The sequence below is a fragment of the Xanthomonas sp. LF07-6 genome, assembly GCF_034105445.1.
Lineage (GTDB): Bacteria > Pseudomonadota > Gammaproteobacteria > Xanthomonadales > Xanthomonadaceae > Xanthomonas_A > Xanthomonas_A sontii.
This window is the reverse complement of record NZ_JAXGGI010000002.1, coordinates 423962-449305: the sequence shown is the minus strand read 5'-3', so window position 1 is coordinate 449305 and position 25344 is coordinate 423962. Positions and strand designations below refer to the sequence as shown.

Annotated in this window: 17 protein-coding genes; 14 read left to right on the top strand and 3 right to left on the bottom strand. The window is 69.5% G+C overall.

The window, feature by feature from the left end:
- Position 1: 1 nt before the first annotated feature.
- From SLW56_RS06535 to SLW56_RS06505, 7 genes are all read left to right on the top strand, one after another.
- Complete coding sequence (locus SLW56_RS06535) at positions 2 to 1279, top strand: WD40 repeat domain-containing protein (RefSeq protein WP_320694527.1); 1278 nt, start codon at positions 2 to 4, stop codon at positions 1277 to 1279.
- Complete coding sequence (locus SLW56_RS06530) at positions 1276 to 2775, top strand: diguanylate cyclase (protein WP_320694526.1); 1500 nt, start codon at positions 1276 to 1278, stop codon at positions 2773 to 2775. Before SLW56_RS06535 ends, SLW56_RS06530 begins: the two co-directional genes overlap by 4 nt.
- A gap of 449 nt (positions 2776 to 3224) precedes the next feature.
- Positions 3225 to 3821: an MFS transporter permease gene (locus SLW56_RS06525; protein WP_267092565.1), complete on the top strand. Its 597-nt coding sequence runs from the start codon at positions 3225 to 3227 to the stop codon at positions 3819 to 3821.
- 152 nt (positions 3822 to 3973) lie between these two features.
- The gene (locus tag SLW56_RS06520) at positions 3974 to 4690 is read left to right on the top strand and encodes a YitT family protein (RefSeq protein ID WP_053069717.1); all 717 of its coding nucleotides are present in this window, start codon (positions 3974 to 3976) and stop codon (positions 4688 to 4690) included.
- Positions 4691 to 5262: 572 nt separating this feature from the next.
- Positions 5263 to 6597, top strand: a complete 1335-nt coding sequence (locus tag SLW56_RS06515; protein WP_295938934.1) for a hypothetical protein — start codon at positions 5263 to 5265, stop codon at positions 6595 to 6597.
- 37 nt (positions 6598 to 6634) lie between these two features.
- Positions 6635 to 8704, top strand: a complete 2070-nt coding sequence (locus SLW56_RS06510; RefSeq protein ID WP_320694525.1) for a LodA/GoxA family CTQ-dependent oxidase — start codon at positions 6635 to 6637, stop codon at positions 8702 to 8704.
- 49 nt (positions 8705 to 8753) lie between these two features.
- A complete protein-coding gene (locus tag SLW56_RS06505) occupies positions 8754 to 9869 on the top strand; it encodes an FAD-dependent monooxygenase (RefSeq protein ID WP_320694524.1) in 1116 nt (371 codons plus the stop codon).
- 210 nt (positions 9870 to 10079) lie between these two features.
- Here the strand turns inward: SLW56_RS06505 and SLW56_RS06500 are convergent, their stop codons facing one another.
- The 3 genes from SLW56_RS06500 to SLW56_RS06490 are packed head-to-tail and all read right to left on the bottom strand — an operon-like array spanning position 10080 to position 13644.
- The gene (locus tag SLW56_RS06500; RefSeq protein WP_320694523.1) at positions 10080 to 11300 is read right to left on the bottom strand and encodes a hypothetical protein; all 1221 of its coding nucleotides are present in this window, start codon (positions 11298 to 11300) and stop codon (positions 10080 to 10082) included.
- Entirely contained in the window at positions 11297 to 11836 is a 540-nt protein-coding gene (locus SLW56_RS06495; protein WP_043095742.1) for a DNA-3-methyladenine glycosylase I, read from the bottom strand. The genes SLW56_RS06500 and SLW56_RS06495 overlap by 4 nt, the downstream gene beginning before the upstream one ends.
- A 14-nt stretch (positions 11837 to 11850) precedes the next feature.
- Positions 11851 to 13644, bottom strand: a complete 1794-nt coding sequence (locus tag SLW56_RS06490) for a DUF4153 domain-containing protein (RefSeq protein ID WP_152236597.1) — start codon at positions 13642 to 13644, stop codon at positions 11851 to 11853.
- Positions 13645 to 13749: 105 nt separating this feature from the next.
- Between SLW56_RS06490 and SLW56_RS06485 the strand changes: the two genes are divergently transcribed.
- From SLW56_RS06485 to SLW56_RS06455, 7 genes are all read left to right on the top strand, one after another.
- On the top strand, positions 13750 to 14316 hold the full coding sequence (locus SLW56_RS06485; RefSeq protein ID WP_320694522.1) for a YqgE/AlgH family protein: 567 nt from the start codon (positions 13750 to 13752) through the stop codon (positions 14314 to 14316).
- 7 nt (positions 14317 to 14323) lie between these two features.
- The gene (gene ruvX / locus SLW56_RS06480) at positions 14324 to 14821 is read left to right on the top strand and encodes a Holliday junction resolvase RuvX (RefSeq protein WP_152236613.1); all 498 of its coding nucleotides are present in this window, start codon (positions 14324 to 14326) and stop codon (positions 14819 to 14821) included.
- 19 nt (positions 14822 to 14840) lie between these two features.
- Complete coding sequence (locus tag SLW56_RS06475; RefSeq protein ID WP_152236595.1) at positions 14841 to 15788, top strand: aspartate carbamoyltransferase catalytic subunit; 948 nt, start codon at positions 14841 to 14843, stop codon at positions 15786 to 15788.
- A gap of 211 nt (positions 15789 to 15999) precedes the next feature.
- Positions 16000 to 17997: a M1 family metallopeptidase gene (locus SLW56_RS06470; RefSeq protein ID WP_320694521.1), complete on the top strand. Its 1998-nt coding sequence runs from the start codon at positions 16000 to 16002 to the stop codon at positions 17995 to 17997.
- A gap of 420 nt (positions 17998 to 18417) precedes the next feature.
- Complete coding sequence (locus tag SLW56_RS06465) at positions 18418 to 19482, top strand: polysaccharide lyase family 1 protein (protein WP_017910646.1); 1065 nt, start codon at positions 18418 to 18420, stop codon at positions 19480 to 19482.
- A gap of 450 nt (positions 19483 to 19932) precedes the next feature.
- On the top strand, positions 19933 to 22191 hold the full coding sequence (locus SLW56_RS06460) for a methyl-accepting chemotaxis protein (RefSeq protein ID WP_320694520.1): 2259 nt from the start codon (positions 19933 to 19935) through the stop codon (positions 22189 to 22191).
- A 797-nt stretch (positions 22192 to 22988) separates the two neighbouring features.
- A complete protein-coding gene (locus tag SLW56_RS06455; RefSeq protein WP_267085754.1) occupies positions 22989 to 25241 on the top strand; it encodes a methyl-accepting chemotaxis protein in 2253 nt (750 codons plus the stop codon).
- The last annotated feature ends 103 nt before the right edge of the window (positions 25242 to 25344 follow it).

Genomic DNA, 25344 nt, shown 5'->3' with positions numbered 1-25344 from the left:
CATGAACGACGTGCCCGAGGTGCTTTGGTCGACACAGCCGCATGCCGGCTACTACATCAATTCCGTGGCGGTCTCAGACGATGGCAATGTCATCGTCGCCGGCACCTTTTTCCACCAGTACGGCGGGCTGTCGCAGGTTCCTGGGCTGGATGCGGTGCCGCTCGAGCAACGCAAGATCTTCGAACGCATCGCACCCGCGGCCACGCGCAGCGATGTGGGCGACGACCAGCAGGGGTGCTTCGGCACCTATGCGTGGGATCGCGCCGGCAACCGCCTGCTGACGCAGGAATTCCAAGGTTGGCAGGGCGTGTACTGGGTCGACGTGGCAGCGGACGGGAGCACCGTGGCCAGTTGCGGCTGGAAGAGCCAACAACCGTATGCGGGCTTCATCAGTGCCTGGGCGGTCCCGGGCGGAAAGGAGCTGCTGTCCCATGCGCTCCCCGTCCGCGGCAACATGGTGGCGCTGGATGCGCGTGGGCGCACGTTGCTGGCCGGTGCCGAGCAGGGCTATCTGTTCTGCCGCGACAGCGACGCGTCCTTCGGTGAGCCCGTGTGCATCGCGCTGAGCGCCGGTGGCACCGGCGACAGCGCCGACAGCGTCATCGCCACCGGCCTCGCTGCCGATGGCACGATCGGACTGGTGGCCAGCGCACAGGGCGAGATCATCCTGTTCTCGATCGCAGCGGGACAGCCGGGGACGCTGACGCGCTGGCAGTTGCCCAAGCAGGCCCGCGTCCATGCCGCGGCGCTGTCGGGCGATGGCCGTCGCGCCTATGCCGGTGCCAGCGACGGCACGCTGTACGCGTTCGACGTGGCGGCGTTCCAGAAAACGCCTGGGCCGGCCTGGACCGAGACGGTGCCCGAGGGCGCCACGACCATCTACGGGGTGGCCTGCGATCGCGCTGGAAACAAGGTCGCGATCGCCGGCAATCTCAAGGGCGGTGGCGTCGTCGCCGTGTACGCCGATGCCGGTACCGCCGCCACGCCGCAGTGGACCGCGCACAGCGCGCACTCGCCCAACGACCTGGCGTTCGACCCGGACGGGCAGTGGCTGGGGCTGGCCGATGGCCATCCCGACGGGACGCCCGGCGCGTTCACCCTCTGGAACGCGAACGACGGCACGCTGCAATGGTCCTATGGCACGGACAACATGAGCTGGCCGATCCGTCTGAACAGCGGTGCCACGGTAGTGGTGGGCGGCAGCGACGACGGCTCGGTCACCGCCTTCGCCGGCCCCGGTTCGGCCATCGGCCGTGGCCGCGCGGAGTCGGATGGATGACAGGCCGGGACGCCGAGGCGCCGTTGCGTACGCGCGTCGCGGCGCCGCGCCGTCCCGGCGCGCTGCTGGTGCTGTCGGTGGTGCTGGTGGCGGCGTGGCTGGCGGTCTTCGAGTTGGCGCGGGTCCTGGACTACCAGCCGCATGCGAGCCTGTGGTTCCCGCCGGTGGCGGTGACGCTGGCCACGTTCATGGTGCTGGGCTGGCGCGGTGCGCCGGCGATCGCCAGCGCCTGCGTGCTGGCCACGCTGCTCAGCTTCTATCGCACCAGCGGCCATCCCGTCGTCCCCGGTCGGGCGGTGCTGGGATACGCGCTGTTGTTCACCGCCCAGCAGTTCTGCGTCTGGGGTGGGCTGGCCTGGCTGCTGCGCCTGGTCGGCCGTGGGGTGTCCTCGAGCAGCCTGCCGCGTGTGGTCACCTGCTTCATCCTGGGGGGCGGCGTGGCGTCGCTGCTGTCTGCCTGCCTGGGCGGCGCGGGGCTGGCCGTCACCGGCGCGATCGACTTGCCGAGCATGCTGGCGCAATTGATCCCGTGGGCGATCGGCGACTACGCCGGCCTGCTGGCGCTCGGCCCGCTGGCGATCGTCGGGGTGCTGCGCCTGGCCGAGTGGCTGCAGATCGTGCCGCAGCCGGGTATCCCGCGCCTGTCGGGGATGGTCGCGCCGGCCGGAAGCGTCTCTGCCTACCTGGTCAAGCTCGCGTTGCTGCTCGGCGTCACCCTGGCGGTGATGGCGCTGGCGGCGGCGTTGCCGCGGCAGCCGGCCGTGGTGTTCGCGCTGTTCGTGGTGGTGGTGATCCAGTTGTGGATCGTGCATACCCACGGGATGCTGCAGGCGCTGGTGGCGATTGCGGCCTTCAGCCTGCTGATCGCCGTGGCCACGCCGTTGCTGCGGCTCGAGGCGCAGGCGCTCGCGCTGCAGTTCGCCATGATCAGCCTGGCGGCGAACAGCTACTTCGGCCTGGCCGTCCCCGGGCTCTATGCCGACAACACGCGGCTGCGCCATGCGCTGGTGCGCGATCCGGTGACCGCGGCGCTGTCGCGGACCGGATTCCTGGAGCAGGTGCTCAACGATCTGCAAGTGGCCGCGCAGGACCCACGTCCGCTGGCGGTGATCGTCGCCGACATGGACAACCTCAAGGCGATCAACGACCAGTTCGGACACGCCGCCGGGGATGCGGCCCTGCGCGCCTTCGTCAAGCGCTGTCGGCGTTGCCTGCGACCGGGCCAGTTGCTGGGGCGCCGGGGCGGGGACGAGTTCGCGCTCTACCTGCCGCTGACCACGCCGGAGAGGGCGCAGGGGCTGATCGACGCGCTGCGCGGTGCGCTTGCCAAGCCCGGCGACGACGACGGATTCGCGACCGCACTGTCGGCCAGCTTCGGCCTGGCCCTGTGCCACCGCCGGCATCTGGACGCGGAGGCGCTGGAGGAACTTCTCGAACGCGCCGATGCGGAGATGTACGCGGACAAGCGGCAGCGCCGCGCGGTGGCTGTGCGCTAAGTGTTCTCCGTTTCCCGTCGTAACCATGGCGCCCTCTCGGGGGGAGGTGCCCCCCGAAGGGGGATGACGGTACGGGCGAAGTCTCGTGTTTCTGTTTCGGCGGGGCGCTTCGCGCCGGACCCTCACCCCAACCCCTCTCCCGGTGGGAGAGGGGCTTTGCTGTTCCTTCTCCCCTCGGGAGAAGGTGCCCCGAAGGGGCGGATGAGGGTACGGGCGCAGCCTCATGCACTCGAACTCCGCGAGATGCTTCGCGTCGGACCCTCACCCCAACCCCCGCTCCGCGCCCCGGCCCGCGCTTGCGGCGCGGGCGCTCCAGGGTGCGCGCGCCAGTGGCGCGCAGGCCGCACCCTGTCGCCCCGGTGGGAGAGGGGCTTTAGCTGTTCCTTCTCCCCTCGGGAGAAGGTGCCCCGAAGGGGCGGATGAGGGGACGGTGCGCCAGAATGCGAGCCATGCAAACCGACAACCCCTACGCCGCCCCGGTCGCCGCGCTGCCCGACACCGAGAGCGCTGCGGCACCCGCCGACCCGCTGTCCACGCTGTTCGCGCCCTCGGCGGCCAAGCTGGCGCTGCTGTGCGCGACCAGCTTCGGCTGGTATGCGCTGTACTGGTTCTACCGCAACTGGCGCGCCTTGCGCCTGCTGTCCGGGCGACGACGCATCTCGCCGGTGTGGCGCTCGGTGTTCTCGCTGCTTTGGGTATTCGCCTGCTTTCGCGGGCTGGAACGCATCATCGGCGTGCAGCGTGGCGCGCTGGTCGGCTGGCTGGGGCCGGCGTTGGCCTATGTCTGCCTGAGCCTGCTCGGCGTGTGGCCCTCGGCACTGTCGTTGTTGACGCTGCTGACCTGGACGCCGGTCCTGCTGGTCAACCAGCGCCTGGCGCGGTTCAAGCAGGCGCGCGGCTTGCCGCAGAGCGCGGCCGAGCGCTTCACTGCCTGGACCTGGGCGTGGCTGGCGATTGCCGGGCCGTTCGCGCTGCTGGTGATGATCACGATGATGAGGGCGGTGACCATCGGCCACGCCATCGACATCGATCTGCCGCAGCGATAGGTCACGAACGCCAGGCGGAATCGGGGAGGCCACAGGGGCGGCATCCGGCGTCGACACGCGGCAGGGACGATCCGTTGCGAGTCTTCAAAGTTTCATATGCAACCACCACCCGCCTGGTGTCTAATACCGCCCCCCACGCTGTGCCCCCTCCCGTGAGCCTTCCCGATTCCGATCTGCGTCCGGACCTGGACCCGTTGCCCGACGACGGCACCGTCGTCACCGCCGGACCGCTGACCCCGCCACCGGATTCGGCTGGCACCGTGCAGGATGCGCGCGCGCTGCGCCACAGCGTGGCCGAGGACGTGCAGGGCATGCTGCTGGCGACCCTGGTGGCCTCGCTGGGGCTGGCGGTGTTCGCCCACGGCGGCCTGATGATCGGCGGCATGGCCGGCGTGGCGTTCCTGTTGCACTACGCGCTGGGCTGGAACTTCGGGCTGATGTTCGTGTTGGTCAACCTGCCGTTCTATTGGCTGGCGGTGCGGCGCATGGGCTGGGAATTCACCCTCAAGACCTTCGTCGCGGTCGCCGCCTGCGGCCTGCTGACCGATCTGCTGCCGCGCTGGGCGCAGTGGGCGACGATGACGCCGCTGTTCTCGGCGCTGGTCGGCGGCGCGCTGGTCGGCCTCGGCATCCTGTTCTTCATCCGCCACCGCGCCAGCCTCGGTGGCGTCGGCATCCTCGCGGTCTACCTGCAACGCAGCCGCGGCTGGAGCGCGGGCAAGGTGCAGATGAGCTTCGACGCGGCGCTGATGGCGGTGGCGTTCTGGCTGCTGGCGCCGCAGCAGGTGCTGTACTCGGCGATCGGCGCGGTGGTGCTGAGCCTGGTGCTGATGTTCAACCACCGCGCCGGCCGCTACATGGGCGTGTGAGGTCCGCCGCCGGTCGCCGTCGCGCGATCGGCGACGCGCGCGTCGCAGTACGCAGGGGTTCCTTGCGGGGGCGCGAACGCCGCGCGATCCGCCCGTGTTGCGCTTGGCCATGCAGGACATGCACGCAATGCCCGCCGTCCATCGGCGTGCCGCTGCACTGTGCTGGGTGCGGCATCGCCCGTGCATGACGGTAACTGTCTACGGAATCTCCGCGGTGTCTACGAAACAGCCTTGCTGTCCAAGTGTGACGCAGCGCATGCTGCTGTCGAAGAAAGGATGAGTGCGCACGGACGGCGCAACGCGATCGCGGGGAGCGCGATCCCACCTGCATGACGTTCACCACGATGTTCGACGCCGCGCCTGCGCGGCGGCGCGGCGCTGCCTGTCCGGCGCGCCGCGCCGGCTGCCGGCGCTTACAGCTTTTCCACGGAACGAGGGGCAGTGCGATGAAACGTGCGATGGGATTCGCAGCATTGGTCTGTGTGGTGGTCGCGGCGTGCTCTGCCGTGAATCCTGGGTCGGGATCGAAGCCCGGCAGCGGTGGCGGGACGGTCACGCCGGCACCCACGCCCGTGGCGGGATCCGGATCGGGGCCCGCGCCAGGCGCAGCGGCTTGCACGCCGCCGGGGCCGCCGGCGCCGTCGTGGTTCCCGCATGCGCAAACGCCGGCGCCGGATTCGGCGGGCTTCGCGTCCAGCAGCAATTGCGAGTTCCATCAGTGGTCGTGGAATACGTTCCTGTGGCTGACCCAGGACGTGGGCGGGCAGCCGCGCTTCCTGAGCATGTCCAGCGATGGCATCGGCGGCGTGGCCGACGGCGTCCTCGATCCGTTGATCGGACGCTCGCAGCAGGCGCGCACCGTCGAACTGATCGATCAGGCAGGCCCGGACGGCGTGCTGGTGGATCGGCATGGGCGCGCGGTCTATTACTCGATCCATTCCAACGATGTGTTCGGCCAGTTCATCGCCAGCAATCACCTGCAGGATCCGAAGGCGTTGCGTGCCTTCGATCCGAAGGCGGCATTTCCGGTCGGCAGCATGACCCTGAAGGCGGCGTGGAAAGTGGTGCAGCCGGGCGAGGACGTATCCACGTTCTATACCCGCCAGGCGCAGATCGCCAAGCTGGGCATGCGCAAGGGCAAGATCATCGCCACCGGCGACACCGAAACCCAGACCGTGGCGCTGGTCGGCTTCCACATCGGCGGCACGGTCGCCGGACATCCGGAGATGATCTGGGCCACGTTCGAGCACCGCGACAATGCACCGGATGTGGACACGTCGCTCAATCCGGGCCAGCCCGTCTCCGACAAGGACTGGACCTTCTACAAGGCCGGTACCCCGATCGAACAGTGCAACGTCAACGCCGCCGGTGCCGGTGCGCTGACCTTGAACGCGCAGACCCAGACCCTGAGTCCGGTGACCCAGGTCTGCCGCATGGTGCCGTACGGCGGGCAGAAGCCGTGCCCGAGCGGCCAGGACTGCAACATCGCCAACATCCAGTCGATGAACACCTCGGTGCAGAGCCAGTTGAACGACGTGTGGAAGAACTACTTCGAGGTCGGCGCGATCTGGTTCGTGGCCAAGGATGCGTTGGCGCCCAACTGCACGTTCCAGCCGGGTTCGGCCCTGGAATGCATTCCCTCGCCGACACCCGAAGGTGCGCCGCCGCTGCTCACCGGCTCGATCAAGCTGTCCAATTCCACCATCGAGACCTTCACCCAGGTGCAGAGCACGCAGAACAACTGCTTCGCCTGCCACAACACCACCCAGGTGATTTCGCCCGATCCGCGCGCGCAGTCGTTGCCGGGGCTGAACGTCAACATCAGCCACGTGGTGATCAACGACTACTTCCAGGCGCAGTTGCCGCAGAAGGCACCGCCGGCGGCGCGGCCGGCCACGCCGCGCTGAAGCGCGCCCCTCTCATCCGGATCAGGAGCAAGTCATCATGACCAGCAACGTGTTTCGCGTGCATCCGGCGATCGGCATCGGCCGCGTCGGCGACAGCCAGGAGTTCTATCTGGCACCGGTCACCGCGGCCGGGACCCGCGACGCCGACGGCCTGTTCGGCGGACTGCCGGTGCAACCGGGGACCGAGTCCACGCCGATTACCGAGCGCGACTTCCGCGATGCCGCCGGCAACGTCAAGCGCCAGGCCGCGCGCTTCCACATCTATGCCTACCCCAGCGGCAGTTCCGGCACGTATCCCAACGGCGGCGGCGTGCGCGTGGACGTCGGCAGCACGATCGACGGCAAGACGGTCAAGGACATCGTCTGGACCGTGCATCTGGCCAACAAGAAGCTCAACAACTACTCGACGGTGAGCCAGGGCGGCCAGTTTCGCGGCATCGGCGCCTACGAGTCGCAGGGCCTGCTGGAGCTACGCAATCCGAACTACCCGGATGCCGCCAATCCGGCCGACCCCAACGATCCGACGCGCCTACGGCAGTTGGTGATCGATGCGGGCCCGCGTGCGCTCAGCGCCGCCGCCGCGGGCGGCGCCGTCGTTGCGTTCGACATGACCACCACCGCCACCTATGCCGATGCCAGTGGCGCGATCCATCCGCAGCCGGCCTATCCCGTCAGCTTCCCGTCCATGTTCCATACGCTGCACGAACCGCTCGGCAAGCTCGACTCGTTGGGCGACATGCGGGTGGAAGCCGATGGTGCGCTGATCGTCGCCGGCGGCTTCGCCCGGACCTCGGCGGTGATAGGCACCGACGGCAAATATCCGACGTTGAACGACCCGACCGAAAACGGCCTCTGGTACGACGATGCGGCCGACGGCCCGATCAATGCCGTGCTGATCTTCACCGACGGCAGTACCGCCAGCGTGCAGGGTGCGTGGTACGTCACCGGCGATCCGGGCTATGCGCCGCAGGCCCGCAACGTGGTCTCCACCTGGGACGACGTCTACGATGTGTGGGTGCGCGAACTGCAACTGGTGCCATCGCTTTACGACAAGGGGCAATTCCTCTCCAGCTACACGCCGTCCTTCAGCGACGACATTCAGCCGATCTTCCACGCGGCGATGCTGCAACGCTGGAACACCAACCTGCCGTCGGCGGCGATCAAGGGGCACGACACGATCGGGCAGATCCAGCCCACCGACGATCCGAGCGCGAAGATTCCCAACCTGAAGACGCTGATCCGCGACCCGGCCTCCGCCGCCGACACCGAGACCGGCTCGCCGATGATGCCGCTGTCGCTGGGCGATGCGCAGAAGAGCTTTCTCAGCGTCAGTTCCACCCAATACTTCCTGCTGAGCCAGTGGCACGGCAAGAACTACGTGCAGGGCGGCGCACCTGTGCTGGGCCCTGGCGAAGCGCTGGACCGCGTCACCCTGCAGAACTGCCTCGGCGGCCGCTACAGCCCGGGCATCGAGGTGTCGTTCCCGATCCGCGACGTGAACCTCTACGTGCAGGACTGGAAGGCCAAGGATTGCGGACCGTTCCGCATCAACCAGGCGCCGCTGGACTACAGCAAGGCGAATCAGGGCAGCGCGTTCCTGAGCTTCGGCTATGTGCCGCTGCAAACGCATCCGGTGGAGCCGGGCGACCTGTCCAAGTTCATGTCGGTGCCCTGGCATACCGACTACAACTCCTGCGCCACCCATCTGCCCGATCCCAATCCCGGGCAGCAGACCGTCAATCCGAACAACACCCTGTTCTGGTCGTGGCCGGCCGAGCGGCCGTTCGCGGTCTACCCGGCGGCGCTGTGCCAGGTCGATCCGGACGACAACACCTGGTACCTGGGGCCGCAGGTGTACTCGGTCCGCGGCGTCGGCACCGACAGCCCGTATCCGACCAGAGCCGGACGCTTCCAGGCGTACGCGGACTTCGTCGCCAACTGGGCCAAGGTCGGCTTCGTCGTCAGCGGCTCGCAGATCGCGCCGCCCACCGGGAAGCCCGACTATCCCGCCGACATGCTGCTGGAAGTGGCCAGCCAGTTCGATCCCGGCAAAGAGTTCGTGGCGCCCTGGCCGATGGCGAACATGCCGGTGGATCCGAATCCGTGACCAACGGACGGGGCGGGCTCGCCGGGTCTTGCCCGACGCGGCGGTGGCGATGAACGCAGACATCCGCTGCACCGTCGCCATCGTCGGCGGCGGCGCGGCCGGCTGCGCCACGGCGCTGGCGCTGGCCGCGCGCGGGGTCGGGGACGTGGTCGTGGTCGACATGGGCCGCGCCGCAGGCTGGCGGCTGGGCGAGGCGCTGGCGCCGACCGCCAGTGCCGCGCTGCAGCGGCTGGGCGTGTGGGACGCGTTCCTGGCGCAGCGGCCGCTGGCCTCGGCCGGCAGTTGCGCCAGCTGGGGCCGGCCGGAGCTGGGCTACAACGATTTCATCGTCGCCGGCCACGGCAAGGGCTGGCACGTGGACCGCGCCGCCTTCGACGCGATGCTGGCCGCGGCGGTGCCGGCGCAGGGCGGTACGCTGCTGCGCGGCCTGCGCCTGGGCGCGGTCGGCCGCGCCGCCGATGGCGATCACGTGCTGGAACTGCACGAAGAGCAGGGCGGCGTGCGCCGGCTGCGCGCCGGGTTCCTGGTGGACGCCAGCGGCATCGCCGCCGCGGCGGTGCGGCGGCTGGGCGTTGCCCGCAACGAGGTGGATTGCCTGGCCTTCGTCGCCGGTGTGTTCGCGCTGGAGCAGGCCGAGGCGATTCCGTCGCAGGCCTTGTTGGAGGCCTGCGCCGACGGCTGGTGGTATGCGGCGAAGTTGCCGCATAAGCGCTTGATGCTGGCCCTGGCGCTGGAGCCGCGCCGGCAACGGCAGTACCTGGACCGCGACGTGTGGCTGGCAGCGGCGCGAACGACCCGGCACGTCGCGCAATGGTTGGCGCAGGGCGCGGCCCGCGCGCCGGAGGCCGATGGCCTGATCGCCGCACTGGGGCCGTCGGCGATTCTCAGCCGCGTGGTGGGCGCCGACTGGTTGGCAGTGGGCGACGCGGCCAGCGCCTACGATCCGCTGACCGCGCACGGCATCGTCAAGGCCCTGCAGGACGGCGAGGCCGCCGCGCACGCACTGGCAGCGCATCTGCAGGGAGCCGGCCCGGCGCCGCTGGCAGCGTACCAGGAGGGCGTGTTCGCGCGCTTCCGCGCCTACCTGCGCGAACGCGGGGCGCTGTACGCGCGCGAGCGGCGTTGGGCGCAGGCGCCGTTCTGGCAGGCGCGGCTGGCGGGGTGATGCCGACCGCCACGCCGTGCGCGAGCGGTAGAGGACGCCGGCGCTCAGATTCCTTCAACGCCAACCACTTGCCGGCGGTATGGGGCTGCCCCCCGCACCATCCGTGCTCGCGTGCCAACGCCGCCGTTTCCGGCGTGACCCAGCGGGGGCGCATTTCCGTTGCATCGCGCGCGAGCAGGTGGCGACGGAGCCGCGGTAATCCGCCCACGTTCACTGCGCGGGCGGAGCCGCCGCGGTCAGCCTGACGCTGCTGCGCTCGCGCTTGGACAGCAGCGGCAAGGTCACCGCCTGCTCGCCGGGCGCGGCGTACAGCCACAGCGCACAGCAGGCAGCGTAGGAGGTCAGGTTGCTGCTGCGGAAGGCGACGATGCTGGCGCTGTAGCAATCCGATCCTTGCCGCAGGCGTATGTCGGCGACGTAGTCGAACGTATAGTGACCGGGCCCGTGCCACGGCCATTGCGCGCGTTCTTCGGGGTCGCTGGTCGCTGCTGGAACCGGGCAGCGCGCGTCCGGGTTCGGCCGGCGTTGCCGGCCCTGTGCGTCGAAGCCGAGGCGCTGCAACTCCCGGTCCGCGACCGCGCGCAGTTGCGGGTGCTGCGTCAGCCAGCGTGCGGCGTCCTGCTCCTCGGTCGTGGCGTTCGCAGTATCTGGCGCAGGCGCCAGCGTATGCCGATAGCGGTAGCGCACCTGCAGCACGCGGGAGCTGCTGTGCTCTTGTGGCAGCGGCGATAGCGGGCGCGACAGCGTCAGCGTGTCCTGGAAGTAGTCGCCGTCGCGATAGGCGGCATAGCTGCGGCCGTCGATGCGCAGCCAGTACAGGGTCTGATCGCTGCCGCGGCCGTTGATGCTGAAGGTGCCTGTCGCCGGCGCTGTGTCGGGTGCGGTGTTGGGCAGGGCAAGGAAGCCGTGTACGGGGTCGCGGCGCAGCACCGTGATCTCGGTGAACAGGCCAGTGCCGCCGACATAGGATGTGATCACCAGATCGCGTTGCCCGTCTTCGTCCAGATCGAGCAGGGTGTAGTGGTCGTCGCCGTTTTCGGAAACGTCGTCCTGCGCGGTGCCGGCGTCACCCAGGTATGTGCGCACCGCTTGCCATTCGTCTGCGGTGACGCCGGCCGGTTGCACGAGTGGCGCGGCTGCGGCGCCCGCTGCGGCGAGGTCGAAGCTCACGCCAGTGGTGTCCTCATGGCGCTGTAGCACCGTGTCGATCGGCGTGGGGTTGCTGGCCGGTTCGGCCTCGATCTCGCGGCGCAGCTGCTCGAGTACCTGCGGCAGCGTCGCCGTCCCGGGGGCGCCCGCATGCGCGGGCGCCGGGCATGCGGCCAGTGCGAGCAGCGCCGCCGTCGCCCACGATGTCGGCCGTATCCGTGGCATCCACCGTGGTGCGGCGGCGAAGCGCGCAGGCGCAGCAGGCGCTGCGGCGCCGTTCATGCGCTGCGCATCCACGGCGGATCCAGCTGCGCGATGCGCGCGAACGCGGGGCAATCTTCGCGGTGCGCGCCGGGCAGGTAGCCCAGGCTCATCAGGAACTCGCCGGTGATCTCGCCGCCGGTGAAACGGAAGGTGCGCTTAAACAGCTTGATCCACTCGGCCTTGCTGCGCGGATGCTGCGCGTCCAGCCAGGCGGCGAAGCTGCCGTGACTGGCCCGCAGGCGCTGGATCACCTGCGCGTTGTGGATTGCCGCCTGCACCTTGAGCCGGTTGCGGATGATCCCGGCATCGCCGAGCAGGCGCAGCACGTCGGCCTCGCCGAAGGCCGCCACCGTGTCCACGTCGAAGCCGGCGTAGGCGGCGCGGAAGCCGGCGCGCTTCTTCAGCATCAGCTCCCAGCTCAGACCGGCCTGGTTGATCTCCAGCACCAGCCGCTCGAACAGGTCGGCTTCGGCGCGTTGCGGCACGCCGTACTCGTGGTCGTGGTAGTGGCCGTGCACCGGGTGCCCGGGGGCGATATCGCAGTAGCTGCTCATGCGGCGGGTATCCGTCAGTCGATCTGGTCGTTGGGGTCGGCGGGGTACAGCTCGGTCCGCTGGGTGCCGGGCAGTTGCAGGTCGGGCCAGCGCCGCGGCAGCACCTGCAGCTTGCCGTCGCGCAGTGCCTGGTACAGCGCCTCGGCGTTGTCGCCGTGGCGCGGGAAGAAATGCGTCCGCGCCACGTCGCGCCAGCCGCTGCCCGGGTCGGTGTGGATCCGGCATTCGACGCCGTAGCCGGCGCTGGCATTGCACAGCAGCACGTCGTCGTGGCCATCGCCATCCAGGTCGCGGCGCAGCGCCACGCACTGCGCGCCCTCGCGCCGGCAATTGCCGTCCTCGATCTTGCCGGCCAGCAGCGCTTGCCACCAGGCGGCGTCGGGCTCGGCGCTGCCGGCGGCCGGCACGATGCGTTGGCGCACCTGCAGCGGATCGGTGCTGCGCGGCGCATCCTCGTTGTCGCCGCCCCAGCGCTGCTGGCGCTGCAGCACCTGCTGCAGGCGCTCGCGCTGCACCGGATCGTCGGCGAACGCGGGCACCTCGCGCAGCGCCTGTACCGCCCGATAGCCACGGCGGCCGCTGTCGAAGCGCAGGTAGGCCAGGTCCAGTTGCGCGGCGCTGGTGCGGCCATCGGCCAGGCGCTGCAGTTGGTCGCCGACGACCAGGCGGTAGGGGTCCAGCAGCGGCGAGCTGGCCGCCAGCGCCAGGCCGATCACCACCCACGACAACACCCGGTTCACCGGCGCTAGCGGCTGCAGCCAGCGCGCGCCCGGGCGCAGCACCGCCCAGGCATAACCGCATGCGTAGCCGCAGGCGACCACCGCGACCAGCACGCCGGCAAAGCGCTCGGTACTCCAGCCGTACTGCCCGATGCGCAGCCACAGCGCGTACAGCGCCAGCCCTGCGTACAGCGGCAGGCTCAGCAGTCCGGCGTCGATCACCCGTTGCAGCCAGGCCGGGTAGGGCGCGTCGGCGGTGCCGTCCTGGTACACCGCATTGACGAAGACCACCAGCGTGGCCACCACCGCGATCAGGATGCTGGCCGCGGCCCGGGTCTCCCACAGCGGCTGCAGGCCGGTGAACGGCAGGCTCAGCGCGAACAGCACCGCCACGAACGCCAGCAGCGGCAGCAGCCCGGTGCAGATCGCGAACAGGATCTGCCGCATCACCTGCACCGCGCGCTGCTGGGTGCGGCCGATCAGGATGCCCAGGCCGAACATGGTGCCGGTGGCCAAGTAGACGAAGGCGGTCTGCCGGAACAGGTCGCGGAACAGGGTCAGCTTGACCAGCGCGAACAGCGCACCCCACAGCCACAGCACCAGCCAGCAGATCCCCACGAACAGCAGCGCCAGCGCCAGGGTCAGCGCGTTCTGCCAGGCATGCTCGAACAGGTCGCGGTACGGCGCCTGCCAGCGCCCGTGCTGCAGCCGGCACTGCAGCCACGGCAGCAGCACGAACATCGCCAGCGCCACGGTCGCAGCGAACGGGCCCAGCACCTGGCCGGCGCGCAGGCCGGGCGCGCCGGTGGCGTTCCACACCGCCCAGGCGGACAGGGCCGCCACCAGCACCGCCACCGCGACGGTGTGCTGCCACAGGCGCAGCGCGCCCAGGTGCCGCACCGACAGCAGGGTCATGGTCGGCACGGTCAGCACCAGGGTGTACCAGCACACCTGGCCGCCCAGGGAGCCGAACGGCCACAGGCCGCGCTCGGCGCCGCGCTGCGCCAGGTACAGCAGCGCGCCCTGCAGCAGGGCCACCAGCACAATGAAGGCGCGGGTCTGGCGTGGCAGATCGGGGGGCGTGTCCATGCGTGCGTGCTCCTGGGCGACCGGTCGCGGCCGCGGTCGGGCGGATTATGGCAGCCCGCCGCAGCCCGGGCAGCGCGCACGCGGGAGGGACGATAGAATGGGGCCATGTCCGCTTTGCCCACGCCTCTGGTCAACCAACTGCTGATCGCGCTGCCGGCGCTGTCCGATCCCAACTTCGCCCGCAGCGTGGCGCTGATCTGCCAGCACGACGAGAACGGCGCGATGGGCGTGGTGGTCAACCGCGCCTCCGAATACACCCTGGGCGAAGTGCTGGAGCAGATGGGCATCGAGACCATCGACGCCACGCTGCGCGAGCAGGTGGTGCTCAGCGGCGGGCCGGTGCATCCGGAGCGCGGCTTCGTCATCCACGACGGCGCGCATGGCTGGGATTCCAGCCTGGCGTTCGCCGACGGCCTGTACCTGACCACCTCGCGCGACGTGCTCGAGGCGATGGCGCGCGGCGAGGGGCCGCGCAACGCGGTGGTCGCGCTGGGCTGCGCCGGCTGGGGCGCCGGCCAACTGGAATACGAACTGGGCGAGAACAGCTGGCTGACCGCACCGGCCGATGCCGAACTGCTGTTCGAGCTGCCGCTGGAGCGGCGCTGGCAGACCGCGGCCGGGCGCATCGGCGTGGACCTGTTCCGCCTCACCGACTACAGCGGGCATGCCTGAGTCCGGCCTGCCTGCGCCTGGCGCACCCGCGCCCACCAGCGCCGCGCCCGCGACGATCCGCCGCGACGGCACCGTGCTCGGTTTCGACGTCGGTCACCGCCGCATCGGCGTGGCCGTCGGCAGTTGTTTCGGCAACGGCGCGCGCGCGCTGGCGGTGATCGACGTGCATGCGCAGGGGCCGGACTGGCCGGCGCTGGACCGCCTGCACGCCGAATGGCGGCCGCACGGCCTGGTGGTCGGCGATCCGCTCACCCTCGACGGCGCCGACCAGCCCAATCGCAAGCGCGCGCACGCCTTCGCCCGCGAACTCGGCGCGCGCTACCGCCTGCCGGTGGTGCTGGTCGACGAACGCTCCAGTTCGGTCGAGGCCGCGCAACGCTTCGCGGTGGACCGTGCCGCCGGCCGCAAGCGCCGCCGCGACGCCGCCGCGCTGGACGCGGTGGCCGCCGCGGTGATCGTGGAGCGCTGGCTGGCCGCGCCCGACGACGCCATTCCCCCTCCCTGATCCACTGCCCGGACCCGCCATGACTGATCCGCAACTCGATTCGAACGGGCGCCTGCGCCACCTGCTGACCCTGGAAGGGCTGCCGCGCGCGACCCTGCTGCAACTGCTGGACCGCGCCGGGCAGATCCGCGACGCGGCGGTGGGTCGGGTCGGCAAGCGCAACGTGCTGGCCGGCACCGCGGTGTGCACGCTGTTCTTCGAACCGTCCACGCGCACCCGCAGTTCGTTCCAGCTGGCCGCGCAGCGGCTCGGCGCCGACGTGCTGAACTTCGACGCCTCCACCTCGTCCACGCGCAAGGGCGAGACCGCGCGCGACACGCTGAAGAACCTGGAAGCGATGGGCGTGCGCGGCTTCGTCGTGCGCCACCCCGAGGATGGCGCAGTGGAGCGTCTGGCCGAGGCGGCGGGCGAGGGCACCGCGCTGATCAACGCCGGCGACGGCCGCAGCGCGCATCCCACCCAGGGCCTGCTCGACATGCTGACCCTGCGCCACGCGAAGGGTGGCGATTTCTCCAAGCTCAAGCTGGTCATCGTCGGCGACGTCAAGCATTCGCGGGTGGCGCGCTCGGACCTGCACGCGCTGCGCACCCTCGGGGCCGGCGAAGTGCGCGTCTGCGGTCCGCGCGCGCTGCTGCCCGACGACGACACCCTGGACGGCTGCGTGGTCGGCGAGGATTTCGACGCCATGCTCGACGGCGTGGACGCGGTGATGATGTTGCGCCTGCAGCGCGAGCGCATGGAGGAAGGCCTGGTGACCTCGCTGGAGGACTACCACGGCCAGTACGGCCTCACCGCCGAGCGGCTGCGCCGCGCGTCGAAGGACGCAGTGGTGCTGCATCCGGGCCCGATCAATCGCGGCGTGGAGATCACCGACGAAGTCGCCGACGGCGCGCAGTCGTGCATCCTGCGCCAGGTCGCCAACGGCGTGGCGGTGCGCATGGCGGTGCTGGAGACCTTGCTGGGCTGAGCCCGGCGCGCGTCGTCCTGTCGTCGTCGGGGCGGCGCTTGTCCCCTTTTCGGGGATCAGCCGCGACGGGCCTTCCCGGTAGCGCCCATCGCGGCTGAAGCCGCTGCTACCCCGCCTTGCCGAGCATCCGCTGCCGAAGGTGGCGAACGGCACATTCGCGCCATCCCCAATCGGCCTACCATCGGCGGCGATCCTCCCCACGGACGCCACCATGATCCTTGTCCTGCGCCGCGCTGCGTTCGCCGCGGCCTGTGTTTCCCTTATCGCCGCCGCCCAGGCCGACGCCGCCACTGCTGCCGCGGACAGCGCCGGCACCTATGATCCGCAGGCGCTGTTCGCACCGCTGCAGTTGCCGCAGCCGGCCAACGCCTACCGCAGCGGCGGCGGCGTGCCCGGCCCGCAGTACTGGCAGAACCGCGCCGACTACGACCTGCACGCCACCCTGGAACCGGCCACGCACACCCTGCGCGGCCAGGAGACCATCACCTACAGCAACCGCAGCCCGGACACGCTGGACGTGCTGTGGCTGCAGTTGGACCAGAACCTGTATCGCGTCGATGCCCGCGCCCGTACCCTGCGCGCCGCGCGTGCCGACCGGCCCGCGCCGCAGAGCACCGAGGGCTGCCGCATCGCCAAGGTGGAACTGGAGCAGGGCGGCAAGCGCGTGGCGGCGACCTTCCTGATCGACGACACACGCATGCGCGTGGATCTGCCGCAGCCGCTGGCCAGCGGCAAGGCGCTCAAGCTGCACATCGACTACACCTACACCGTGCCCGGCACCTGGGGCGGCCGCACCGCGGTCACGCCCACCGCCGACGGCGACATCTACGAGATCGCGCAGTGGTATCCGCGCATGGCGGTGTACGACGACCTGCGCGGCTGGGACACCCAGCCCTACCTGGGCGCGGAGTTCTACCTGGAGTACGGCGATTTCGACTACGCGGTGACGGTGCCGTGGGACTACCTGGTGGCCGGGTCCGGCGAGCTGGTGAACCCGGCGCAGGTGCTCACCGCCACCCAGCGCCAGCGCCTCGCGCAAGCCGCCGCCAGCGACAGCACGGTGACCATCCGCGGCGCCGATGAGGTGGGCACGCCGGCCAGCCGGCCCAGCGCCAGCGGCACCCAGACCTGGCGCTTCCACATGGACCACACCCGCGACGTCGCCTTCGCCGCCTCGCCAGCGTTCGTGTGGGATGCGGCGCGGATCAACCTGCCCGAAGGCAAGCATGCGCTGGCGATGTCGGTGTATCCGCGCAGCGCGGTCGGCAGCGACAAGTGGGGCCGCTCCACCGAGTTCGTCAAAGCCTCGATCGAGCACTTCTCGCAGTGGTATCCGTACCCGTGGCCGGCGGCGGTGAACCTGGGCGGCCACGGCGCCGGCATGGAATATCCGGGCATCGTCTTCGACGACATGGAGGACGGCGGCAAGCAACTGTTCTGGATCACCGCGCACGAACTCGGTCACGGCTGGTTCCCGATGATCGTCGGCTCCAACGAGCGCCGCCATGCGTTCATGGACGAGGGCTTCAATACCTTCATCGACGTCTACGCCTCCGACGCGATCAACCATGGCGAGTTCGCACCCAAGCGCGATGGCGAGTACGCGCCCGGCGGCGGCAACCCGGTGGACGAGATTCTGCCACTGCTGGCCGACGCGCAGGCGCCGACCCTGCTCGATCGCGCCGACGCCACCAGCGAGAAATACCGGCATCCGATGACCTACTTCAAGGGCGCGCTGGGCCTGGTGCTGCTGCGCGAACAGATCCTCGGGCCGGCGCGCTTCGATCCGGCGTTCCGCAAGTACATCGCCACCTGGGCCTACAAGCACCCGACGCCGTCGGATTTCTTCCGGCTGATGGAGAGCGAGGCCGGCGAGGACCTGAGCTGGTGGTGGCGCGGCTGGTATTTCAACAACTGGCAGCTGGACATGGGCGTGCGCGCGGCCGCTTACGTCGATCATGATCCGGCCAAGGGCCTGCTGGTGACCCTGCGTAGCCGCCAGAAGCTGGTGATGCCGGCGACCTTGCGCATCGACTTCGCCGACGGCAGTCATCTGGATCAGCGCGTGCCGGTGGAGACCTGGATGCAGCAGACCCAGCCGCAGATCCGGGTGCCGAGTACGCAGAAGGTGCTGCACGTGACCCTGGATCCGGACCATGTGCTGCCCGACGCCGACCGCAGCGACAACCGCCTGGACACGGTGAGCTGAGCGCGTTGCGGCCATCCGGCGCCTGTTCGGCGTCGGATGGCCCGCGCAAACGTGCTGCGGCCGCAACATTCGCGGCCGCGCAGCGCCGGCGTGCGCTTGTCCCCCGCGCGGTGCGCCGACGGCGATGGCGATGCGCGCGATGCACGGCCGTTCGCCGTCGTTGCCGGCGAGGTGCGTCCAACGCAGCGTGCGTGCGGGAAGCCTGTCCCCGGCTGTCGCTGTCTGTCTCCTGCGGACCGTGCGTGTCCGCTTGTCCTGTCCCGCGCGGCGAACGGAGCGCAGGGTTCCAGTTCTGCGTCGCGGCGATTGCGCGGGCCGCCGCGTGCATTCCAAGAATGCCGCCGGCCCCCACGCCCCGTGCCGGCGCATGCATGCACTGTCATGCGTCCTGCACTCATCGCGACAGATGGGAGAGACATCATGCAGCAGCAGTTCCGCAGGGGCGCACTGGCGCTCGCTCTGGCCGTCGGCGCCGCCCCGGCCTTCGCCGGCCCGGTCGGCTACGGCGCCAACACCACCGGTGGCGGCAACGCCATTCCGGTCAACGTCGCCACGATGGAGGCGATGCAGGCGGCGATCGACAACTACGCCGGCTCCGGCGGCCTGGTGCTCAACTACACCGGCAGCTTCAACTACGCCAGCATCACCGACGTATGCACGCAATGGAAGCTGCCGGCCAAGACCGTGCAGATCAAGAACAAGCGCGACATCACCATCAAGGGGGCGAACGGCTCCTCGGCCAACTTCGGCGTGCGCGTGGTCGGCAATGCGCACAACGTCATCATCCGCAACATGACCATCGGCCTGCTGCCCGGTGGCGAGGACGCCGATTCGATCTCGCTGGAAGGCAATTCCAGCGGCCAGCCGTCCAACATCTGGGTGGACCACAACACCATCTTCGCCTCGCTGACCAAATGCCCCGGCGCCGGCGACGCGTCCTTCGACGGCGGCATCGACATGAAGAAGGGCGTCAACCACGTCACCGTGTCGTACAACTACATCCACGACTACCAGAAGGTCGCGCTCAACGGCTACAGCGACAGCGATACCCAGAACGCCGCGGCGCGCACCACCTACCATCACAACCGCTTCGAGAACGTGGAATCGCGCCTGCCGCTGCAGCGGCGCGGGTTGAGCCACATCTACAACAACTACTTCAACAACGTCTTCACCTCCGGCATCAACGTGCGCATGGGCGGGGTGGCGCTGATCGAAGCCAACTACTTCGAGAACATCAAGAACCCGGTGACCTCGCGCGACAGCAGCGAGATCGGCTACTGGGACCTGATCAACAACTACGTCGGCAGCGGCATCACCTGGACGGTGCCGGAGAGCACCAGCAAGCCCTACGCCAACGCCACCACCTGGATCTCGTCCAAGACCTATCCCGAGTCGCTGGGTTACATGTACACGGCGATCCCTGCCGCGCAGGTCAAGGCCAAGGTCATCGCCACCGCCGGTGCCGGCACCAACCTGGCGGAGTGAGGCACGCCGCCTCCGCGCCCGACGGCGCGGAGGCCGGTCGCCCGGGCGGTCGCGGATATATGCCGTTTACGGCATTTTCGGTGTGCGCGTGGCGACGCCTGCGGCGGTAAGTGTCACGTGCGCCAGCGCCGCTAAGGCGCCTTCTAATCCTTGTTTCACATGGAATTTACGGGTGCGCAACGGTGGCGTAAGGGAGACGCGCAATGTGTACATCGTAGTCACGATGCTGAGGGGATTTAGGAAACTGTGCGCAGTTGCGCATCAAGATTCCGGGCGGGTCGCCGTTACCTAGTACGAGTACCCGCATGGGACACCCCCGATGCGGCCGGTGCTGGAAGTGTCTTTTCCTTCTTCTCCGTCGCATCGCGCCCAGGCCGTTGGCCCGAGGGTGTCCTGCGCGATTCAGGTCGTGGCGCGGGCTGCTCTCCTTTTCTTACTTGGTGGCCCCTCATGATCGGAATCCTGCAACGCTACAACGTCGGGACGCGGCTCGCGTCCGCCTTCGGCGTCCTCATCCTGCTCTCCTGTGCGCTCGTCGTCGCCGGGCTGCTGACGCTGAAACAGGCGCGCGCGATGATGGACACCATCGTCAACCGGCGCATGCAGATCCTCGATTACACCGGCGAAATGCGCAATGCCAGCGCACAGGTGGCGGTCAATCTGCGCAACATCGTGCTGCCGACGACGCAGGAAGAGAACGAGCGGTTCGCCAAGGTCGTCGACCAGCAGCGCCGCTACTACGGCGAGGTCCACGACAAGCTCTATGCGATCCCGGTCAGCGATGCCACCGGCGCGCAGATGCGCAAGGCCATCGACGACGCCTACGATCGGACCCGTCTCGCCAACCAGAAGGTCCTGGACCTGGGCATGGCCAACAAGGCCGATGAGGCATTGAAAGTCCTGATGGCGGAGGCCGGACCGGCGACGCAGCAATGGCAGGAGGCGATCAATACCTATGCCGACCGGCAACGCACGCGCGGCGCCGAGGCCTACGCCAGCGCCAACGTCGCGATGGACCGTGGCCGCAGCCTGCTGGTGGCCGGTGGCGTGCTCGTGGTGCTGGTCAGCGGTCTGCTGGCCTGGCTGATCACCCGCAGCCTGACCGTGCCGCTGACCCGCGCCACGCGTGTCGCCGAGGCCATCGCCAGCGGCAAGCTCGACAACGACGTACGTACCGATGCCCGCGACGAAACCGGACGTCTGCTGGTCGCGATGCAGGGCATGCAGCAGCAGGTCGGCAACCTGATCGGCGCGCAGTTGGAAATGGCCAAGCGCCACGACGCGGGCGAAGTCAGCCATCGCATCGAAGCGCAGGCCTTCCCGGGCGACTACGGGCGCATGGCGGCCGAGACCAATGCGCTGGTGGCCTCGCATCTTGCGGTGAAGACGCGCCTGGCGCAGATCATGGGCCGCTACGCGATCGGCGACCTGTCGCAGGACATGGACCGCCTGCCTGGCGAGGAGGCGGTGCTGAGCCAGACCATGGACGAGGTCAAGGCCAACCTGTCGGCGATGAACGGGCAGATCAAGGAACTGGCGACGTCCGCCGCCGACGGCGACTTCAGCGCGCGCGGCGACGCCGAGCGCTTCCAGTACGACTTCCGGGTGATGGTGGACAGCCTCAACCAGCTGATGGCCACCGCCGATGGCAACCTGCAGGCGCTGTCGACCCTGCTGCAGGCGATCGCCGCTGGCGATCTGACCGCGCGCATGCACGGCGATTTCCGCGGCGTGTTCGCGCAGATGCGCGACGACGCCAATGCCACCGCCGAGCAGCTGGCCGGCATCGTCGGCCGCATCAAGCACTCGGCGGTTTCGATCAATGCCGCGGCCAGCGAGATCGCCGCCGGCAACGACGATCTGTCGCGCCGCACCGAGCAGCAGGCCGCCAGCCTGGAAGAAACCGCAGCCTCGATGGAGGAACTGACTTCCACCGTTCGCCAGAACGCCGAGCACGCGCGTCAGGCCAATCAACTCGCCGCCGGTGCGGCCTCGGTCGCCTCGCAGGGCGGCGACGTGGTCGGCCAGGTGGTGACCACCATGAGCGGCATCGAGGATGCGTCGCGGCGCATCGCCGACATCATCTCGGTGATCGACGGCATCGCCTTCCAGACCAACATCCTGGCCCTCAACGCGGCGGTGGAAGCCGCGCGTGCCGGCGACCAGGGGCGCGGTTTCGCCGTGGTCGCCAGCGAGGTGCGCACGCTGGCGCAGCGCTCGGCCAGCGCGGCCAAGGAGATCAAGAGCCTGATCGACGATTCGGTGAGCCGCGTCGCCGAAGGTTCGGTCCTGGTCGACCAGGCCGGCAAGACCATGACCGAGATCGTGACCTCGGTGCAGCGTGTCACCGACATCATGGGAGAAATCTCCGCCGCCTCGCAGGAGCAGTCGGCCGGCATCGAACAGGTCAACCAGACCGTGACGCAGATGGACGAGAGCACCCAGCAGAACGCGGCCTTGGTGGAAGAGGCCAGTGCGGCGGCGCGCTCGATGGAGCAGCAGGCGGTGGAACTGAGCCAGGCGGTGGCGCTGTTCAAGCTCGACGCATCCGCGGCCACGCCGGTAGCGCAGGCACCGCGGCACCAGGCCACCGCGACGCCCGCGGGCAAGCGCAACGTCCTTCCGGCAGCGGCCAAGGCCGCACCTGCGCGGCGTGCGGCGCAGCCGGCGGCGGCGATGGCGCTGGACAAGGATTGGCAGGAGTTCTGAGCCGCACGGCGCCTGTCATCGGCGAGCGGCGCAGTGCGCGTCGCTCGCCTGTCGCGTGGCGGTTGCCTTGCGGCTGCCGGTGCCGCGTCCCGCCGATCCGAGGATGTTCCACTGCGGTCGCGATGCCGTGCCTGCCTTGGCGCGGCACGCTGTTTCTGACCGACGCCCACGCCGCGCGCGTGGGCGTCCTGCTGCGTCCTCACGCCTGCGTGGGGCTTACGCGCGTGTTGCCCGCGTGAGCATCCAGCACGTCGTCACGTGCGCCGCCGCCGTGCGGCAGACGCAGTGCGCGTGATGCGACGCGTCCCTTGTACGACAGCATCGTTGCCGCCGTGGCTGCGGCCGCGGGTTCCCGGCCGACGCTGCGAAGTGACCGCGATCGCGTTCCTGGTCTTCGCACCGCGTGTCGAGGTCGCCGCTGTGCGGTCAATCGGAAAACTTTTTCCTCGCTGCGCCCTCGCGCCGCAAGCAAGCGTCGTGCCGGCCGTTGCAACATGACGTGCACGCGGTATTCACGCGAAAACGCCGATCCGGACGCTGTGCGAATGGTCTCTCCACATCCCTGTGATGTGCCTGAGGGTGTTCAATAAATTCCGTGCAATCGCCTCTCAAGTCCCCGCGCGGGGCGCCGTTACATCGCCCGCACATCGAGCGGGATGCGTCATCAGGCGTCTGATTCAAAACGCTTTTTCACGACTCATTCATCTCGTTCGATGCGGGCGTGCACAACGGCGGCTGGTCGGCGTGCGTGGTCCGCGGCGTTCCATCGCCCCTCTCATTCCCCCAAAGGCCATTCCATGATTGCATTCCTTCAGCGCTACAACGTCGGTGCCCGGCTCGCCACCGCGTTCGGCATCCTCATCCTGTTGTCCTCGGCGCTGGTCGTCGCCGGGCTGCTGACCCTGTTCCAGGCTCGCGAGCGACTGGACGGCATCGTCAACCGCAACATCGCCGCCATCCGCGCGTCCAGCGACATGCTCAACGCCAGTTCGGTCGTGGCCATCAATGTCCGCAACATCGTGTTGCCGACCTCCCAGGAAGACAACATCCGCTTCGCCAAGGTCGTCGTCGAGCAGCGCGCACGCTACCAGGAGGCGCGCAAGCGGGCGGGCGCCATCCCCAGCGGTGCGCAGAGCCAGGCCGTGCTGGAGGACGTCGATCGCGCCCGGCAGATGACCGTGGACGTCAACAACCGGGTGATGGATCTGGGCATGCACGACAAGCCGGACGAGGCCCTGGCCCTGCTGATGCGGGAGTCCGCGCCGCTGACGCAGAAATGGCAGGACGCCATCGCCCGCTATGCCGATCTGCAGGCCACCCGCAGCAACGAGGCCTATGCGGAAGCGACGGCGGCGATGGCGCGTGGGCGCGCCATGCTCATCGCCGGCGGACTGGCGGTGGTGCTGGTCAGCAGCCTGCTGGCGTGGCTGATCACCCGCAGCCTGACCGTGCCGCTGAATCGCGCCACCCGTGCCGCCGAGGCCATCGCAGCCGGCCGCCTGGACAACGACGTGGCCACCGACGCGCGTGACGAACCCGGCCGCCTGCTGCTGGCGATGGGTGGGATGCAGACGCAGTTGCAGCGCTTCTCCCGCGAAACCGCGTTGATGATCGAGCTGCACGCCGACAAGGACATCAGCCACCGCATGCCGCAGGACTTCCCCGGCGTGTACGGCGAACTGAGCAAGGGCATCAACACCATGATGTTCGAGCACCTGGACGCCATCGTCGAGGCGGTCGAGATCCTCAACGAATACGCCAACGGCGATCTGCGCCGCGACGCGCGCCGGCTGCCCGGCAGCCGTGCGGTGCTGCACGAGTCGATGGATGCGGCCAAGGCCAGCCTGCTGGCGATCAATACCGAGATCAAGCGCCTGGCCGCGTCGGCCGCGGCCGGCGACTTCAGTGCCCGCGGCGATGCGGCCAGTTTCCAGCACGACTTCCGGCTGATGGTGCAGGACCTCAACGCGATGATGGAGGTCAGCGACCGCAACCTGGGCAAGCTGTCCGCCCTGCTGCAGGCGATCGCCGCCGGCGACCTCACCGCACGCATGCACGGCGACTTCCACGGCGTGTTCGCGCGGATGCGCGACGATGCCAACGCCACCGCCGACCAGTTGACCGGCATCGTCGGCCGCATCCAGACCGCCGCGGTCAGCATCAATGCCGCCGCCAGCGAAATCGCCACCGGCAACGACGACCTGTCGCGCCGCACCGAGCAGCAGGCCGCCAGCCTGGAAGAAACCGCCGCGTCGATGGAGGAGCTGACCTCCACGGTCAAGCAGAACGCCGAGCACGCGCGCCAGGCCAACCAGCTCGCCAGCGGCGCGGCGTCGGTCGCGTCCCAGGGCGGTGCCGTGGTCGGTCAGGTGGTCGAGACCATGAGCGGCATCGAGGCCTCGTCGAAGAAGATCGCCGACATCATCGGCGTGATCGACGGCATCGCTTTCCAGACCAATATCCTGGCGCTCAACGCGGCGGTGGAAGCGGCACGTGCCGGCGAGCAGGGCCGCGGGTTCGCGGTCGTTGCCAGCGAAGTGCGCACCCTGGCGCAGCGTTCGGCCAATGCCGCCAAGGAGATCAAGACGCTGATCGACGATTCGGTGACCCGCGTCGCCGAAGGCTCGGCGCTGGTCGACCGGGCAGGCAGCACCATGCAGGAGATCGTGGCGTCGGTGCAGCGGGTGACCGACATCATGGGCGAGATCTCGGCGGCGTCGCAGGAGCAGTCGGCGGGCATCGAGCAGGTCAACCAGACCGTCACCCAGATGGACGAAAGCACGCAGCAGAACGCGGCGCTGGTGGAAGAAGCCACGGCGGCGGCGCGCTCGATGGAGCAGCAGTCGGTGGAGCTGACCCAGGCCGTGGCGCTGTTCAAGCTGGACGGCGCGCCGGCTGCGGCGCCGATGCCGGCTCCGTTGCCGCGCGGCAGGCACGCGACGCAGACGATGACGCGCAGTCCGCGCCCGCAGGCCGCGGTCGCACCGGCACGCCGCGCGCCGTCGTTCGCGGCGGCGGTGGCGCTGGACAAGGACTGGCAGGAGTTCTGAGTCGCTGCGGTCCGGTCGCCGGACTGTCGTTGGTGCGGCCGCCTTCCTCGGAAGGCGGCCGCACGCGTTTGCCGATCGCTCGCCGGGCGACGGGGCCGATCAG

Bases quoted from the DNA above. Each gene is read 5' to 3' on its own strand.
- SLW56_RS06505 (WP_320694524.1), top strand. From the start codon at position 8,754: ATGAACGCAGACATCCGCTGCACCGTCGCCATCGTCGGCGGCGGCGCG.
- SLW56_RS06500 (WP_320694523.1), bottom strand. From the start codon at position 11,300: ATGAACGGCGCCGCAGCGCCTGCTGCGCCTGCGCGCTTCGCCGCCGCA.
- SLW56_RS06510 (WP_320694525.1), top strand. From the start codon at position 6,635: ATGACCAGCAACGTGTTTCGCGTGCATCCGGCGATCGGCATCGGCCGC.
- SLW56_RS06490 (WP_152236597.1), bottom strand. From the start codon at position 13,644: ATGGACACGCCCCCCGATCTGCCACGCCAGACCCGCGCCTTCATTGTG.
- SLW56_RS06495 (WP_043095742.1), bottom strand. From the start codon at position 11,836: ATGAGCAGCTACTGCGATATCGCCCCCGGGCACCCGGTGCACGGCCAC.
- SLW56_RS06455 (WP_267085754.1), top strand. From the start codon at position 22,989: ATGATTGCATTCCTTCAGCGCTACAACGTCGGTGCCCGGCTCGCCACC.
- SLW56_RS06475 (WP_152236595.1), top strand. From the start codon at position 14,841: ATGACTGATCCGCAACTCGATTCGAACGGGCGCCTGCGCCACCTGCTG.
- SLW56_RS06460 (WP_320694520.1), top strand. From the start codon at position 19,933: ATGATCGGAATCCTGCAACGCTACAACGTCGGGACGCGGCTCGCGTCC.
- SLW56_RS06535 (WP_320694527.1), top strand. From the start codon at position 2: ATGAACGACGTGCCCGAGGTGCTTTGGTCGACACAGCCGCATGCCGGC.
- SLW56_RS06465 (WP_017910646.1), top strand. From the start codon at position 18,418: ATGCAGCAGCAGTTCCGCAGGGGCGCACTGGCGCTCGCTCTGGCCGTC.
- SLW56_RS06530 (WP_320694526.1), top strand. From the start codon at position 1,276: ATGACAGGCCGGGACGCCGAGGCGCCGTTGCGTACGCGCGTCGCGGCG.
- SLW56_RS06525 (WP_267092565.1), top strand. From the start codon at position 3,225: ATGCAAACCGACAACCCCTACGCCGCCCCGGTCGCCGCGCTGCCCGAC.
- SLW56_RS06485 (WP_320694522.1), top strand. From the start codon at position 13,750: ATGTCCGCTTTGCCCACGCCTCTGGTCAACCAACTGCTGATCGCGCTG.
- SLW56_RS06470 (WP_320694521.1), top strand. From the start codon at position 16,000: ATGATCCTTGTCCTGCGCCGCGCTGCGTTCGCCGCGGCCTGTGTTTCC.